Raw genomic sequence first — 15,788 nt, forward strand, 5'->3', positions numbered from 1 at the left:
AATCAATACGCCGCCTAAAGGCCTTTTACACCCGAATCCGGCAATTAACAATTATTTAACATTGAATACGCATTTAATTAACGTCACTGAAAGTTCTTTGTCGTGTTAAATGTAAAATATTTGTTAATTAATTGTAATTGTAAACTTATGAAAGTTAAACTATTGTTAATTTCATTCGGACTGAGTTGTATTCAATTAAATGCACAAGTACCAGCTGATACGTCCAAAGCAAAACCAACAGAAGAAAAAAAGAAACAATGGTATGAAACCATTACAATACGCGGATACTCACAAGTGCGATATAATAGACTGTTGGAAACAAATGATTCATTAAAATGTGAGCAATGTGATAAGTCATGGGGCAGCGGCGGGTTTTTTATCAGACGAATGCGCTTAATATTTTATGGAAATGTTCACGACAGGGTATATATATACATCCAGCCCGATTTTGCATCATCACCTTCTACCGGAAGTAATCATTTTGGGCAGCTCCGGGACGCCTATTTTGATCTTTCATTAGACAATAAGAAAGAATTCCGATTCCGCGTTGGTCAAAGCAAAGTGCCATTTGGCTTTGAAAATCTACAGTCAAGCCAAAACAGGTTACCCCTTGATCGTAACGATGCATTAAACAGTGCTCTTTCAAACGAACGTGACCTTGGAGTGTTTTTTTATTGGGCGCCGGAGAAGATCAGAAAAAGATTTGCTTCGCTGGTGAATGATGGATATAAAGGATCGGGCGACTATGGCGTTTTTGGTTTAGGTGCCTATAATGGACAAACCGCAAATAAGACTGATGTAAACAAAGACCCGCATATTGTTGCCCGTCTATCATACCCGTTTGAAATTAAAGGGCAAACAATTGAAGCAGGTATTCAGGGATATGCAGGTCAATACGTTGTTGAAAGTCGCACTACAGGTGTAAAGGGTCCAAATAAAGAGTTTTCATTTACAGACGAAAGGGTTGCCGCCAGTTTTGTCCTTTTTCCAAAACCGCTAGGCATTCAGGCTGAATACAATGTCGGTCGCGGACCGGAATTCAATAAAGTGACGGATTCTATTGAAACACGTGATCTGAAAGGAGGGTATATTACTGTTTCGTGTATGCTGAAAATGAAGAAACAGCTCATTATTCCATTTGTAAGAACGCAATTCTATGAAGGGGGTAAAAAACACGAAACCGATGCAAGAAGCTATAGAGTTAAGGAACATGAATTCGGCATTGAATGGCAACCGATAAAAAATTTCGAATTGGTAGCTATGTATACAATATCGGAAAGAAAATTTGAAGATTTTAAATTACAAAACAATGATCAAAAGGGAAGTCTGCTGCGTTTGCAGGCGCAGTTTAATTTTTAAAAAAAATATATTAACCCTATGTTAACATTCAAGTGCAACAAGTTAACTTACTTTAAAAAAAAATAAATTTATGATGTCGAAATCATTTTCAACTCTATTAATCATTGGAGCAGGATTAACTATCGTCTCTTGTGGTGGTGGTTCAAAGCAAAACGAAGGCTCAGAAGCCGGAAAAATACAGGGCGAGGTTAAAATTGACGGATCAAGTACGGTTTATCCGATCACAGAAGCGATCGCTGAAGAATTCAAAAAAACATTTCCGGATGTTAAGGTTACCGTTGGCCTTTCAGGAACAGGTGGTGGATTTAAAAAATTCGGAAGGAACGAAATAGATATCAATGACGCTTCCCGCCCTATTACACATTCTGAAGATAGTATTTGCAAAGCGAACAACATAAATTATCATGAAGTATTGGTTGCATATGATGGCCTTGCTGTTGTTGTCAATCCCAAAAACGATTGGGCAAATGACATTACTGTAGCCGAACTAAAGAAATTATGGGCTCCGGAAGCGCAAGGAAAAATAACAAAATGGAGCCAGGTGCGCGCAGGCTGGCCTGATGAAGAAATTCGTTTGTATGGGGCCGGTGTTGAATCGGGCACCTATGATTACTTCACCGAAGTTGTTGTCGGCAAGAGCCACTCAAGCAGAGGTGATTATACGGCAAGCGAAGATGACAATGTATTAGTGCAGGGAATATCTACTGATAAAAACGCGTTGGGTTTCTTCGGCCTGGCCTACTTCGAAGAAAATGCGGATAAATTAAAACTTTTGCCTGTTGATGACGGCAAAGATGATAACGGAAAAGGTCCCATTGCGCCATCAATTGAAACTGTGAAAAACAAAACGTATGTGCCCCTGGGCCGTCCATTGTTCATCTATATAAATGACAAAGGAGTCCAGCGTAAAGAAGTTCAGGAATTTGTTAAATTTTATATTGACAATGCCGGCACTCTTAGCAAAGAAGTCGGATATGTGCCGCTAACTGATGAGGAAACCAAATCCGAAATGGAAAAATTCAACAGTTTCATGGGTAAAAAATAATTATTTTCGTGACTGATTTGTTTAGTGAAGATTGCTTTAACTGGTCCCGGCATAAATATCCGGGATCAGTTATTCTTATGTTAAATTACTTTGAAAACAAAAGAGAAGATAATTGAATATACTCTTGCCGCATGTGCCGGCATTACTGTACTTGTAACAATTGGAATTATTTGGGTACTTGTTTCAGAAACAATAGTTTTCTTTAAGGACGTATCCCTTTTTAATTTTCTGACCGACACACAATGGACACCCCTTTTTGCAGATAAACACTTCGGCATTATGCCGCTCTTAAGCGGGACGCTGTTAACGGCATTCATTGCTATTGCGGTTGCTTTGCCGATCGGACTTTCAATAAGCATTTACCTGAATGAATATGCTCCACGCAATTTCAGGACTGTAATTAAGCCCATACTGGAGATACTTGCCGCCGTTCCAACTATTGTATATGGTTTTTTTGCATTAACGGTAGTAACTCCATTTCTGCAAAAATTTATTCCAGGCCTGGCCGGTTTTAATGCACTTTCACCAGGCATCGTAATGGGCATTATGATAATCCCACTTATATCCTCATTAAGTGATGATGCAATTTCGGCTGTTCCAAAATACCTCCGGCAAGGATCTCTTGCTTTAGGGGCCAATCGTTTACAAACTGCCTTTAAAGTAATATTACCTTCCGCCTTTTCTGGCATTGTTGTTTCTGTTATCTTGGCTATTTCAAGAGCCATTGGCGAAACGATGATCGTGGCAGTAGCTGCAGGACAACAGCCTCGTCTGACAGCGAATCCGCTTGTACCGGTAGAAACGATCACAACTTATATAGTTCAGGTAAGCCTTGGAGATGTTCCCCAGAATTCCCTTGAGTATCGTACAATCTTTGCTGCCGGCATGACATTATTTGTGTTCACCTTTATTCTGAATAATATAAGTTATTGGTTTAAAAAAAGGTATCAGCAGCGTTATGAGTAATTCATTATACAAAAAAATAAGTGATATTCTGTTCAAATATTTTGGACTAGCCTGCACTTTTTTCGGATTAATCATTCTATGTATTTTTATCCAGAATATTCTTTCTGCCGGAATAGGCCGGCTTGACTGGAATTTCCTGAACAGTTTCCCTTCCCGGGTCGCTTCAAAGGCAGGTATCTTGTCGGCCTTGGCCGGAACTCTCTGGATCATTTGCCTTACAACAATTATAATTGTACCTGTGGGCATTGCTGCCGGCATTTACCTGGAAGAATATGCAAAAAAAAGCACGATCGGTTCTCTGATAGAGATTAATATCACAAACCTCGCAGGCATTCCTTCAATTATTTATGGATTGCTCGGGCTTGAAGTGTTCGGGCGTTTATTGGGAATGGGTGGAAGTATTCTTGCAGGCAGTTGCACATTGTCTTTACTTGTACTTCCTATTGTAATTGTATCTACACGCGAATCATTAAAAGCCGTTCCGAAAACATTGCGGGAAGCATCATTCGCACTCGGAGCAAGCAAGTGGCAAACCATTTGGAATGCAACCTTGCCGGCCTCTTTAGGAGGAATACTCACCGGAATAATTCTGGCAATATCCAGGGCAATAGGAGAAGCGGCACCTCTTATTTTAGTGGGCGCTCTTGCGTATGTACCCTTTGTCCCCAACAGCCTTTCCTCTGAATTCACGGTTTTACCAATACAGATATTTAATTGGGTCTCTCGTCCCCAGAAAGCTTTTATGATCAACTCATCGGCTGCTATTATTGTATTACTCGGTATTACATTTTTATTGAATGGAATCGCAGTATACCTGCGTTTAAAACAAGAAAAGAGAGTGAAATGGTAACCGGAACAATGGCCATTTGTAATCCTTTGGTTCAATCCGATCCTATTATAAAAGAATGGGAATTCTAATTGATAGTGGCATGGAACTTATCGAAAAAACAAAACGTGATTCTTCGGTTGACACAGAATTATTAAAAAAATACGAAACAAACAGCATGGCAACAGATTATGTAAAGAAACCCAAGATAGCCGTAAAAGACATCAATCTCTACTACGGTGACTTCCATGCGTTGAAAGGCATTACAATGTCAATGGAAGAAAATACAGTGATTGCACTCATTGGTCCATCGGGCTGCGGCAAGTCTACTTTTTTAAGACTATTTAACCGGATGAATGACCTGATCTCAAATGTAAAAGTTTCAGGCTATGTGATGATTGATGGAAAAGACATTAACGACAGGTCAACGAATGTTGATGAGCTAAGAAAAAATATTGGCATGGTTTTTCAAAAACCAAATCCTTTCCCAAAATCAATTTTTGAGAACGTTGCTTATGGCTTACGGGTAAATGGTATAAAAGACAAAAAATTCATCGAAGGGCGCGTTGAACGCTCCCTCAGGCAATCTGCATTATGGGATGAGGTAAAAGATAAACTGAAAAAATCTGCATTTGAACTATCCGGCGGTCAGCAGCAGCGTTTGTGCATTGCACGCGCATTAGCAATTGAGCCGTCGGTGATCCTTATGGATGAACCTGCATCAGCACTTGATCCTATCTCGACAGCTAAAATTGAAGAGCTGATCTATGAGTTAAAAAATCAATACACCATTATTATTGTAACACATAATATGCAGCAAGCAGGCAGGGTGAGTGACAAAACTGCTTTTTTTTACATGGGTGAGCTGATCGAATATGATACAACAAAAACTATATTCACCAATCCTGCCAATGCAAGAACACAAAATTATATTACAGGAAGGTTTGGGTAGAAAAAAATGGTTTGAAGTCCGAAGACAGGAGTCCGAAGTTCACTTCCAACTTCAGTCTTCGGACTTCCGACCTAACTTTACACATTATTAAATATACACACCAATGACCACTCATCTTGAATCGGAATTACAACTTCTGAAAACTGACACATTGAATATGTGGAAACTTGTTTGTCTGCAGCTCACAAATGGAAAAGAGGCCCTGGTTAATTTCGACAAAGACCTGGCCAGGCAAATAGTCGCGACTGAAAAACGGGTAAATGCTTATGAGTTAAAAATAGATCGTGACTGTGAAAACATTTTCGCTTTGTTTAATCCTGTAGCCATTGATCTTCGTTTTGTACTGGCGGTTTTAAAGATCAATTCCAACCTTGAACGAATTGCAGATATCGCAGAAAGTATTGCCCGTTTTGTGATTGACATTGAAAAAAGCTTTGACCCGGAACTTCTTCAAAGCACAAAAGTTATAGAGATGTTCGATCTGTCAAATGAAATGCTTCTCGATGCTGCACATGCGTTTGAAAAGGAAGACACAAAAATGGCACGTTATCTCTTTAAAATAGACGAGAAATTAGACGAAACGAATAATAACGCAAGCTATGTAGTTACAGATTATATTAGATCCCATCCGAACAATATACGCGAAAGCTTACATATACTATCTATGATGCGTAAACTGGAACGCGTAGGAGATCAAACAAAAAACATAGCGGAGGAAATTATTTTTTTTATTGAAGCTAAAGTACTTAAACACAAAGGAGGGAAACAGTAACTATCCCGATGATCACATCCTGTTATTTTTTAACGACCTCATCATTTCAGGAAACCCCTGCTTCCGGCACATTGCTGTAACAGTTTGCGCAATACGCTTTGTTTTTGTAACATCCGTTTTAGCACTTTCGATCCATTTGGAAAAATAATTCTGGTGTGACGCGGCAAGACTTTTGAAAAATCTCAAAGCATCCGGATCATCCGCCAGGCACTCCATCAGCCCGGCATTAAGTTTTAAAGGAGTTTTGTCTTCCTGTAACTGAACGTGAAGCATAGCACCATGTTTTTTACCTATGCCCTTTCTCAGCATTGCATTGAGAGGCATAATAAAATCGCCCTCTCCCATTGGCAACAAGGCAATACCCTTTATTGAGAAATTGTCAAGTTTTCCTTTTACACGGAAAGATCTTTTATTTCCGGGTTTCAATTTGCGGGCAACATCAGCAGGAACATCAATATAGGTCCAGCCGGTCTTTTCGCCCTTCTTCTCAAACTTAAAAATAGTGGTGGTATATTTTATCATGGCAACCCGGCAAATTTCTGAATTGAATAAAAATTTGCAAGTACTAATGCAAAGGTCTTTTCTTGATCATTCCTCCTTTAGTATCTTTTACACTGCTCATCACAATAAATGCATTGGGATCGATCTTATCCACTTCCGCCTGTAGTTTTGCTATTTCAAGACGGGTAACCACTGTATAAACAATGTCAATGGTATTCTTATTATCACCGCGTTTACCGAATCCGCGTTTACCGTTATAGATAGTAACGCCCCGTCCCAATTTTTCAACAAGCATCAGGCGAACTTCCTCACTATGCGATGAAATTATAGTAACTCCTGTATATTCTTCAACTCCCTCAATAATAAAATCAACCGTTTTTGCCGCCGAAAGGTAAGTCAGGATGGCGTAAAGAGCGATCTCAACCGAGAGCAGGTAAGTAGCGGCGGAAAAAACAAGGATATTAAATACAAGAACCACATCGCCGATCGTCAATCCGGTTCTTTTACTGAGATAAATGGCAAGAACTTCTGTGCCATCCAGCACTCCCCCGCCCCTCACAGTAAGGCCAATTCCCGCACCAAGAAAAAAACCTCCGAATACTGCAATCAGCAATTTGTCTGAAGTAATAACAGGGTAACTGATAACGAGAATCGCGAGAGCTAAGCCACTGATCGCTATTGTACTCTTAAAGGCAAACGAACTTCCTAATTGCGTATATCCCAATACAATAAACGGCACGTTTATAAGCACGATCAATAATGCTAATGAAATACCGGTAAGCTCATTAGTTAATAGCGATATACCGGTTACCCCTCCGTCAATAAATCCATTGGGCAACAAGAAACCCTTAAGACCAAATCCGGCTGAAAGTATTCCCAAAGATATCAGGCTTACATCCTTTGCCAGGTGAATCGCCGCGACTTTAAGTTTGTGAAACTCCCTTGCAAGTTCATAAGCAGATATTTCCTTCCCTTTCCCGCCCTTTTCCCTGGACCCTATTACCGTTTTAATTATGAGCTTCTGGAAGAATGGAATCATTCTAATTAATTATTATGTATTGATAAACTATGATAGCTACCGGTTTTTCCAAAAATAGCAATTATACCTCGTTTGCCGAGTCTCAAAATCCTTAAAATCAAGTCCCCTCGGTATAATAAAAAATAACTGCCATCCGAAAAGCTGTTTTTGGAATATCCGCTTAAGTTCAATCTATTAAGACGCTTCCGCCGCTAAAAGAACCACAATTTAGTTGACAGGTACCTGTTTTTAGTTTACATTTGCCCCTCCCTAACAGAAAATACTCATCAATATTAACTTAAATCAATATACTATGAACAAATCACTACTTTATTGTAAACTCACAACAATTTTCGCACTTGCGTTTTTTCCTTTATTAAGCAGTGCCCAGGTAAGTTTTACTTCAAATCCCAGTAATGGATGCGCCCCTCAGCTGGTAAATTTTACATACACCGGCAACCCAAGTGGGAATTATTTCAGGTGGTATTTCGGTGATGGAGATTCAAGTCATGCTAAGAATCCATCACACACCTATGTGAACCCGGGTTGGTTTAGCGTAAGTCTTTCTGTATGGGACACCACAAATAAAGGGATGATCTCTATGGGCGGAACAAATAGCAACATACAAATTGATGGAGCAACTACCTTTGATGTGTCTACTCCTTCGGCTTGTCCCGGCGAATCTGTAAGGTTTGGTTTTAACCAGGGAAGTTATAGCAATATCACATGGGATTATGGCGATTCCACTCAAAATGACAACTGGAACAACACAAGCCATTCATTTAAGTATGCAGGCATTCACACCGTAAAAATGACAGTTAATACTTCCTGCGGAACTAAAATAGTTACAAGACAAATAACAGTAAGCAATTCAGCCAAACCCGTTTTTTCGATCGGGGTTAATCAAAATGATGCATGTATAAACGATGTATTTTATTTTTCAGCTAATTACCCTGCTACTTCGTATCTGTGGGATTTTGGAGATGCTACTTCATCCACTGTTGAAAATCCTTCGCATTCCTATACAACCCCTGGCAACAAACGGGTTATACTCACCGCTACCAATCCTTGCGGCGGCTCGAATAAAGACACCATTTTTGTTAATGTTGTAAGTTCGGGATTAAATGCAAACGCGAATTTTAATTTGTGGCCAAATCCTGCATGCCCCAATTCTATAGTGTCAATTGACTGTTCATCTTCCGGCTCCTCCTACCTGTTGGACCTGGGGGATGGAACCACTTCTACTCAACGGTCTGTTCAGAATTTTTACCCGGCAAACGGAAACTATAATGTAAAACTTATCGTAACCAACGGCTGTGGCGACAAAGACACAGTCACGCAGGTGCTTACTGTTTCAGTATCCGGCGGGATGAATAATTATGTAAACATTTCGTTCGATAATAATAACGGAAACCAGGATACGATGAAAGTTTGCCCGGGCACAACTGTTGATCTCAGGAACAATAGCAACTCAGGTGATGGCAAGTATGGTTTTCTGTGGAAATTCGGAGATGGAAGTACAGCCACCACAAAAAATGCTTCGCATAAATATACCGCTGTGGGAAATCACAAGGTTGTATTGATAGTAACAAATGGCTGCGGCAAATCCGACAGTGCGTCAAAAGTTGTTGTTGTAGATGCAAACCTGAAGCCTGATACCCAGCTTCAATCGTTACCTGACTCGGTTTGCCCTGGCGGCAAAGTATATTTCTTTGATGAAGGAAATCATGATAATAATTCAGGAAACATTTATTCGATCGATTTTGGCGATGGCAATGTATTGAATAACATTACCGGCCCAACTGACACTATTGTACAGGTATTGGCCACTCACGCTTATGCCACAACAGGAACATATAACTTCAAGTTTTATGTGACCAATCTTTGCGGCAAGAAAGATTCACTGAAGAAAAGTATAGTTGTACTTAATGGAGGGCCTAAAAACAAATTCTATTATGTAGATAACTCCACTACTAATGATGGCGGAGGGAGCAATGACAATTCCCGGTGTCCCGGCGATCTTGTGAAATTTACAGCTGTGGGCGGAGCTGTTTACTCATGGGATTTTGGTGACGGTCAATCCGGATCAGGCCAGGTTGTGTACCACAGTTATACATCAGCGGGTACTTACACAGCCAAAGCCATGATCGTTAATAATTGTGGTCAGAGTGATACAGTACCCACAACAGTAGATATCAAAATGACCAACAAACCCCAGGCCTGGTTTGATCTTGATAAATCCTTTACCTGTTCGGGCGACACCATCCATTTTGCCGCTGAGGGTTATTATGGAGATGGCCCGGATAACAACAGTCATCTGTGGGATTTTGGAGATGGAAATACATCCACACTTAAGAACCCCGCTCATGCTTATTCTCTAAAGGGAGTATTCAAAGTAACACATACTGTTACCAACGGCTGTGGCAGCAGTATGCAATATACCAGCATTATAATTGACAAGCCTGTCGTAACGATCAGTGGTCTCGCGTCTGCCTATTGCAGTTACGATGCAGCCGTAACACTTGCAGGAATACCTTCAGGAGGAACCTTTAAGATTGACGGGGTAAGTGCAGTATCCTTTAATCCTTCAGTGCAGACTCCCGGCCCACACACGGTAACCTATACTTACACCAATACAAACGGATGTTCTTCAACTGACAGCAAATCTGTAACAGTTAATCAGACAACTGCAAATGCAGGTGTCGACGCATCGGTATGCGCAGGAGGCAGCGCTCAATTGAATGCTACCGGAGGCGGTACTTATGCATGGCTGCCGGCAACAAATTTATCAAACGCTGCAATTGCAAATCCGGTTGCTTCACCCTCTTCAACAACAAACTACACGGTAACTGTAACTAAAAATGGTTGTGTTGCTACAGATGATGTTCAGGTTGCTGTGGCCGCTTCACTTACTGCGAATGCGGGAAGCAACACCTCCGTATGTAATGGTAATAGTGTTACGCTTAACGGTTCAGGTGGCGGTAATTACTCATGGGCTCCTTCAGCAAGTCTTGACAATCCGGCTGTTGCTAACCCTGTGGCATCCCCAACTGCCACCACCACCTATACACTTACGGTATCAAGCGGCTCTTGCAGCAATACAGGTACTGTAACAGTAACTGTTGATCCTGCGGTAACCATAAGCAGCATCTCTCCTGTCAATGTATTATGTAACGGTACTTCAACCGGATCCGCCAGTGTCAGCGCAACCGGCGGCACAGGAACTAAAACATATTCCTGGAGCAATGGGGGAACAGCGCAAACGATCAGCTCACTTTCAGCTTCAACATATACAGTAACAGTTCTTGATTCCAAGGGTTGCAGTAGCACCAGCGCAGTTGCTATTATCCAACCGGCGAAAGTAAATGCGTCAGCATCGGTTGGTCAGAACATAGGATGTAATGGCGGGAATAATGGCAGCGCTTCAGTAGCGGCATCCGGAGGATCCGGCGCATATACATACAACTGGAATACAGGAGCAACCGGACAAACCATCTCAGGATTGACCGCTGCAACTTATACAGTTACGGTAAAAGACGCAAATAATTGTATCGCTACTTCTGTTGCCGCAGTTACTCAGCCCGCTGCACTTACTTCAACATCAGTTAAGCAGGACGCCAGCTGCATAGGCTGCAACGATGGAAGCGCCTCGGTATTTGCAAACGGAGGAACACTACCTTATACCTATTTATGGACTCCCGGCAATAAAACAACTGTTTCTGTTAGTGGGCTATCTGCTAACACATACACAGCTTGCGTTACAGATGCAAAAGGCTGCACCACCTGCACTACAATTAACATTGGTCAGCCAACCGGTATTATCACAGCCGGCAAGGATGCCGGGAATATTTTTATGTATCCCAACCCGTCTCACGGCTCGTTTGTAATTTCCATAACTGAATTAAACACATCAGCAGAGCTTTCAGTAATGGATGTAACAGGGAAAAAAATATACAGCAGGTCAGTACCGAATACAAGATCATTCACCGAAACCATTGACCTTTCCGGATCCGCTAACGGCACGTATTATGTACGGCTTATCACAAGCACCGGAAGTGTGAGTGTAAAAAGGGTTATGATCAGCAGATAGAAACGATCTGACTATAAAAAATCCCCTTATGAATAATTTTCATAAGGGGATTTTTAATTCAAATAAAACCAGGGTAATAGTTTAGCCAGGTTATACCAATGATATAATGCCGATTGAAAAGAGAACACGATTTTTAATTGGATTCCTATAGCATAGGTATTATTTCTTAGTCACTTTCACTGTTCTCCGAAATGAAGAATTGCGGACAATAAAAAAATAATTCCCGGGAGAAAGACCTTTGGTGTCGATAGTAAAATGAACCTTTTCTTTATTGACGGGTCCTGCAAAAACAGGTTGAACCAATTGTCCCTGCATACTGAACAGATCTATTTTAACCGATTGCTGTTTGCCGGAAATAAATTGCAAAGTGACATTGTCGGTCACGGGACTGGGAAATGCCGCAAGGTCGAGTATTGAATTATCTGTAACATTTACGGTTCGGACTCCTGTGGATGCTTTATTCAACCACACTTCGTAAACAAGTGAGTTGGCAGAACTTAAACTGGGGTCACTTAAACTGATGTTCGGATCGGGTGTATCTATCCCTCCTGTTATATAGCCTATAAGGCGGTTGCCGGACAAATTCGTATAATCAATAATCTCATTAGATATCATTTGGATACCCGGTGCAGGGAAAAAGTAAGCATTAGTTCCCAGTAAAGCAGGCATTGTTGTATTACTGTTGTATTCTGTATAAGTATTGTTCTTGTCACGCACAACTATGCTCACAGTATTTACGAAAGGAACTGTAGTATCCTTAACCTGCGCATTAGAAAGAGTGTCAATATAATATAAACTTATACCGCCAAAAAAGATATTATACTGTTTACCGGGAACCGAATCATAAATGGCAGTATATGCCGAATGATATTGCGACAGGTTTTGGTTAAATGACTGATCGACCGTATTGCCGTTTTTTGAAATATTTATACATGTCAGGTAGGGCAAATTTACGTCATATTGAAACACCCCACTGAATGCTGTAAGGCCCTTCTCACCGCTAAAGTAACGCTGCGGGATTATATTCAGGTCGCGGCGGTGAAAATTAACCGAATCATGATCGGCACTGTAATTGGTTATGGAAAGATTTGTCCCATTGTCGGCAATATTGAACTTACGGATCTCATTACTATATCTCTGAACATGAAACCCGGTTGTTGAACTTCTGTCATACCGCCCGTCAAACCGATGACCGAATACAAGATAATAAGTGGAATCAATCTTTTGGACATGCGTACCGCAAATCGCCAGGCGCTCATCCTTTACCTGCCGGAAATAACCGCCAATTGGGTTCCCCTGTATTACAGCATTCATGAGCCCCTTGATATTGACAGCAGTAAGTGTCGGAAATGTTATAAAGTCAGCTATCGAATCTTTCCATCCATAACCACCTATCATATACAATGTAGTATCTGATAAATAAAATTGCATGTTTGAAGAGTTGATTGGTTCACTGATGTTCTTCGGAAGAGTTGAAGTTGAAACACTCCAGCTTTGATCAGTAAGAGGATCAACGACATAAATTTTATCATTTACACTGCTGGCAGGGAATGCGAAGGGCGGCTGAAAGCCATGCAGTCCGTTCTTTCTGCCTCCAATGAATATCCATTTATTATTGTAAGAAATAAACACACCCGAATGTAATGCGGGAGCATTTGTTATGGATAGTGATTGCTTAATTTGAATTGAAAAAGGAACCTGGGCGAAAACATTCGTCAATATTAAATAAAACAAGAAAATGGTTCCTGGTACAATTTTCATTGCCTGCAAAGATATAATAGCCTCCTGTACAACAATAGAATGGCTTAATCATATTTACCCTTTGTTATGAATCCAACTGAGCATAGTTTTGAAATATCCAACTTTCAGTGAGTGCTTCATTCCTGTGATAAGGTGGTGTTTAAAGAGAAAAATCCCGCCCTGGTTAACCAGAACGGGATTTTTCTTTAAAAAGCAAAAATTACTTATTCACTGATTTTTTAAGATCAGCTCCGGCTTTAAATTTCGCTACTTTTTTAGCAGCAATTTTAATTGCTTTTCCGGTTTGTGGATTACGGCCTGTTCTTGCAGCGCGTTTTGCAACACCGAAAGTACCGAAACCTACAAGCGCCACTCTGTCGCCTTTTTTAAGCGCTTTGGTAGTAGCGTTAATAAATCCATCAAGAGCACGACCTGCGTCAGCCTTTGTTAATTTTGCCTCTCCGGCAATAGCATCAATTAGTTCAGCTTTGTTCATTTTGTTTTTTGTTAAGGGTTAAACATTTATTATAACGCTGCGAATATAGTCGAAACCCTTATCCGACGCAAGTTTTAAGGCATAAACTTTCTGAAATTGTTGATAAATAAGGCTTTTGTTGATAACTATGTCTGAAATGCCCTGTTTAATAGCCTTTCGAATATACATAGTCGGCTATTCCAACACCCGCTATCGTTTTAAACAAATTAATTATAATTTTACTTTATGAACAAGTTAGGTAAACAGGCTGCAATTCTGATCATGTTATCTGTTGCATTACATATAAGCCATGCACAGCCTGTATTTAACGTATATAAATATTACCTTGAAAAAGGCATTAATTACGATACCATCAACCGCTTCGACTCCCTTCACAAGCCGTATGGTTTCTGGATCATACTGAATAAAGACCGTAAGCCCAAAGTATATGGTTATACCGACACACAAATAGTGGAAGAAGGATATTACACCAACGGAAAAAAAACAGGCGTATGGACCGCCTATTTTCCCGAAGGCAATAAAAAGGAAGAAATAACTTTATTGAATGGCAAACCAAACGGCCCCACAACCACCTATTACTCCAATGGAAATATTAAAGAGAAAAGAAACCGGGACGGGCCAAAGATAAAAGGCGAACTCCTTATGTATGCCGAAAACGGGCAATTGACATACAAGGGTATATATGATGGGGCTGGCAAGTCTATAAGCAATGAGCGTTACACCGATGGCATTAAAAGTACCGAGACCAAACGTGTGAACGACTCCACCGAGGTGATAACCGAATTTGACAAAACAGGCAAGATCATAAAAACTACTGCCGAGCCTGTTGTTAAGGAGAGGTCGAACAGTAAATTCTAATCAAAAAACTCCGCCAAACTCCCGAAATAAACCGTATCCCACCCATTCCTGATATCATTATATGCTTCATCGGGGATGTTAGCATGATGCAGTTCTACCGATGTTCCTTCTTTATGCGGGTGAAGTTGAATAGTAACAATTGAAGGCGCCGGCTGTTCACCAAAATACCATTCCTGCACAATTTTTTTGTTCTCACTGAATTCTAAATTTTTTCCTTCAATGCTTCCGTCCATAATGGAGAATTCCGTTCCGGGCACTGCGCTCATCACGGCATCTTCGTTGGTCCACAGTTTAATGGTAAAGGGATTTGTAAGTGCAATGTACACCTCTTCGGGAGCAGCATTTAGTATATAATATTTTTTGTAGTCCTTCAATTAACTTTCCTGGTTTATCATTTTTTTATAAATAAGCCCCATTCATCTTCGTAACCTTCATCATCCAGCTTATCGAGCGAACGCACCCATTCTTTAAAAAGGGTCTGAAATTCGGTCATTTCCCTTCTCAGCAGTTGAGTATAATTAACATCCACATCATCAAACATCTTCAACCCGGAAGTTGCGGTTTTTAAATACTCCGCATGATACCGGATGATCGCCGCATTCTGCATACTCAGCAGCCAGGAGTCCGTGCCAAGTGCTCCTGCTAATTTAGGAGCCAGCATCATGGAGGATTCACGCAGGATAGAGCCATACATTTCACCCGCCTGCTCAGGTAAACTTTCTATTAAAGCCGCAACCATTTCATCAACCGCTTTGGCTTTTTTAAAAAGCGGATGCTGATAGATACGCTTATGGCGTTCTTTCATTTCTTTATCCAACTCTTCCTTCTCCTCCGGGCTCATATTATCCGGATCAAAATCAAAATCGTCATCATTATCATCGTCGTTCCAGGCCATGGTATTTACCTTTTTGTATTCTTAACTATCTATCATGGATATTTATGGGGATGCAAATTAAAAAAACTTCCGATATGATTAAACCTTTGCTATATTTAATAGTCAAAACAGGCAGAAATAATCATAAACTATATACACATGAAATGGTCATGAGCTAGAATGAAGCACACCAACCGAGGATGAATATTTAACTTCGTGCAAAACATGAAACGTAATGCAAGAAATAAAATTCAAACAGGTTGTAACAACCGGTTGCGGTATAGATGTCCA

Annotated in this window: 14 protein-coding genes; 8 read left to right on the plus strand and 6 right to left on the minus strand. The window is 40.6% G+C overall.

The genetic code is table 11. The annotated features are described in order from the left end of the window. The first annotated feature begins 147 nt into the window (after positions 1 to 147). The 6 genes from HYU69_17190 to phoU all read left to right on the plus strand — a co-directional run bounded on the left by HYU69_17190 (position 148) and on the right by phoU (position 5,920). On the plus strand, positions 148 to 1,359 hold the full coding sequence (locus HYU69_17190) for a porin (protein ID MBI2272077.1): 1,212 nt from the start codon (positions 148 to 150) through the stop codon (positions 1,357 to 1,359). 73 nt (positions 1,360 to 1,432) lie between these two features. After that, positions 1,433 to 2,404: a PstS family phosphate ABC transporter substrate-binding protein gene (locus tag HYU69_17195; GenBank protein ID MBI2272078.1), complete on the plus strand. Its 972-nt coding sequence runs from the start codon at positions 1,433 to 1,435 to the stop codon at positions 2,402 to 2,404. A 90-nt stretch (positions 2,405 to 2,494) separates the two neighbouring features. Further along, on the plus strand, positions 2,495 to 3,370 hold the full coding sequence (pstC, locus tag HYU69_17200; protein MBI2272079.1) for a phosphate ABC transporter permease subunit PstC: 876 nt from the start codon (positions 2,495 to 2,497) through the stop codon (positions 3,368 to 3,370). Beyond that, positions 3,363 to 4,220, plus strand: a complete 858-nt coding sequence (gene pstA, locus HYU69_17205; protein ID MBI2272080.1) for a phosphate ABC transporter permease PstA — start codon at positions 3,363 to 3,365, stop codon at positions 4,218 to 4,220. The genes pstC and pstA overlap by 8 nt, the downstream gene beginning before the upstream one ends. 79 nt (positions 4,221 to 4,299) lie before the next feature. Beyond that, the gene (locus HYU69_17210; GenBank protein ID MBI2272081.1) at positions 4,300 to 5,148 is read left to right on the plus strand and encodes a phosphate ABC transporter ATP-binding protein; all 849 of its coding nucleotides are present in this window, start codon (positions 4,300 to 4,302) and stop codon (positions 5,146 to 5,148) included. A 103-nt stretch (positions 5,149 to 5,251) separates the two neighbouring features. After that, positions 5,252 to 5,920, plus strand: coding sequence for a phosphate signaling complex protein PhoU (gene phoU / locus HYU69_17215; protein ID MBI2272082.1), 669 nt, complete (start codon positions 5,252 to 5,254; stop codon positions 5,918 to 5,920). Between the two features lie 12 nt (positions 5,921 to 5,932). On the opposite strand, the gene HYU69_17220 is transcribed toward phoU, so the two are convergent. Together HYU69_17220 and HYU69_17225 are read right to left on the minus strand one after the other, a co-directional pair. Next, positions 5,933 to 6,442 (minus strand): DUF1905 domain-containing protein, encoded by a 510-nt coding sequence (locus HYU69_17220; GenBank protein ID MBI2272083.1) that lies wholly within the window; start codon positions 6,440 to 6,442, stop codon positions 5,933 to 5,935. Between the two features lie 43 nt (positions 6,443 to 6,485). Next, on the minus strand, positions 6,486 to 7,460 hold the full coding sequence (locus HYU69_17225) for a YitT family protein (protein MBI2272084.1): 975 nt from the start codon (positions 7,458 to 7,460) through the stop codon (positions 6,486 to 6,488). Positions 7,461 to 7,752: 292 nt separating this feature from the next. Here HYU69_17225 and HYU69_17230 point away from each other — a divergent pair, with 292 nt between their 5' ends. Continuing rightward, complete coding sequence (locus tag HYU69_17230; protein MBI2272085.1) at positions 7,753 to 11,529, plus strand: PKD domain-containing protein; 3,777 nt, start codon at positions 7,753 to 7,755, stop codon at positions 11,527 to 11,529. Between the two features lie 159 nt (positions 11,530 to 11,688). Here HYU69_17230 and HYU69_17235 read toward each other — a convergent pair whose 3' ends face one another. Together HYU69_17235 and HYU69_17240 are read right to left on the minus strand one after the other, a co-directional pair. Continuing rightward, positions 11,689 to 13,290, minus strand: a complete 1,602-nt coding sequence (locus HYU69_17235) for a T9SS type A sorting domain-containing protein (GenBank protein ID MBI2272086.1) — start codon at positions 13,288 to 13,290, stop codon at positions 11,689 to 11,691. 199 nt (positions 13,291 to 13,489) lie between these two features. Continuing rightward, positions 13,490 to 13,765 carry an HU family DNA-binding protein gene (locus HYU69_17240; protein MBI2272087.1) on the minus strand — a complete coding sequence of 92 codons (276 nt, stop codon included), beginning with the start codon at positions 13,763 to 13,765 and terminating at the stop codon, positions 13,490 to 13,492. A 225-nt stretch (positions 13,766 to 13,990) separates the two neighbouring features. Here HYU69_17240 and HYU69_17245 point away from each other — a divergent pair, with 225 nt between their 5' ends. Beyond that, the gene (locus HYU69_17245) at positions 13,991 to 14,623 is read left to right on the plus strand and encodes a hypothetical protein (GenBank protein ID MBI2272088.1); all 633 of its coding nucleotides are present in this window, start codon (positions 13,991 to 13,993) and stop codon (positions 14,621 to 14,623) included. On the opposite strand, the gene HYU69_17250 is transcribed toward HYU69_17245, so the two are convergent. Both HYU69_17250 and HYU69_17255 read right to left on the minus strand, forming a co-directional pair. Beyond that, complete coding sequence (locus tag HYU69_17250; GenBank protein MBI2272089.1) at positions 14,620 to 14,997, minus strand: SRPBCC domain-containing protein; 378 nt, start codon at positions 14,995 to 14,997, stop codon at positions 14,620 to 14,622. The genes HYU69_17245 and HYU69_17250 overlap by 4 nt on opposite strands. Positions 14,998 to 15,014: 17 nt before the next feature. Next, complete coding sequence (locus tag HYU69_17255; GenBank protein ID MBI2272090.1) at positions 15,015 to 15,518, minus strand: hypothetical protein; 504 nt, start codon at positions 15,516 to 15,518, stop codon at positions 15,015 to 15,017. Positions 15,519 to 15,788 lie beyond the last annotated feature (270 nt).

The organism is Bacteroidota bacterium (genome assembly GCA_016183775.1).
Taxonomy (GTDB): Bacteria; Bacteroidota; Bacteroidia; order JABDFU01; family JABDFU01; genus JABDFU01.

Excerpts from the sequence above, each read along its gene's own strand:
- pstA (MBI2272080.1), top strand. The coding sequence starts at position 3,363 with ATGAGTAATTCATTATACAAAAAAATAAGTGATATTCTGTTCAAATAT.
- HYU69_17255 (MBI2272090.1), bottom strand. The coding sequence starts at position 15,518 with ATGGCCTGGAACGACGATGATAATGATGACGATTTTGATTTTGATCCG.
- HYU69_17240 (MBI2272087.1), bottom strand. The coding sequence starts at position 13,765 with ATGAACAAAGCTGAACTAATTGATGCTATTGCCGGAGAGGCAAAATTA.
- HYU69_17195 (MBI2272078.1), top strand. The coding sequence starts at position 1,433 with ATGTCGAAATCATTTTCAACTCTATTAATCATTGGAGCAGGATTAACT.
- HYU69_17220 (MBI2272083.1), bottom strand. The coding sequence starts at position 6,442 with ATGATAAAATATACCACCACTATTTTTAAGTTTGAGAAGAAGGGCGAA.
- HYU69_17245 (MBI2272088.1), top strand. The coding sequence starts at position 13,991 with ATGAACAAGTTAGGTAAACAGGCTGCAATTCTGATCATGTTATCTGTT.
- HYU69_17225 (MBI2272084.1), bottom strand. The coding sequence starts at position 7,460 with ATGATTCCATTCTTCCAGAAGCTCATAATTAAAACGGTAATAGGGTCC.
- HYU69_17230 (MBI2272085.1), top strand. The coding sequence starts at position 7,753 with ATGAACAAATCACTACTTTATTGTAAACTCACAACAATTTTCGCACTT.
- HYU69_17190 (MBI2272077.1), top strand. The coding sequence starts at position 148 with ATGAAAGTTAAACTATTGTTAATTTCATTCGGACTGAGTTGTATTCAA.
- HYU69_17235 (MBI2272086.1), bottom strand. The coding sequence starts at position 13,290 with ATGAAAATTGTACCAGGAACCATTTTCTTGTTTTATTTAATATTGACG.
- phoU (MBI2272082.1), top strand. The coding sequence starts at position 5,252 with ATGACCACTCATCTTGAATCGGAATTACAACTTCTGAAAACTGACACA.
- HYU69_17210 (MBI2272081.1), top strand. The coding sequence starts at position 4,300 with ATGGAACTTATCGAAAAAACAAAACGTGATTCTTCGGTTGACACAGAA.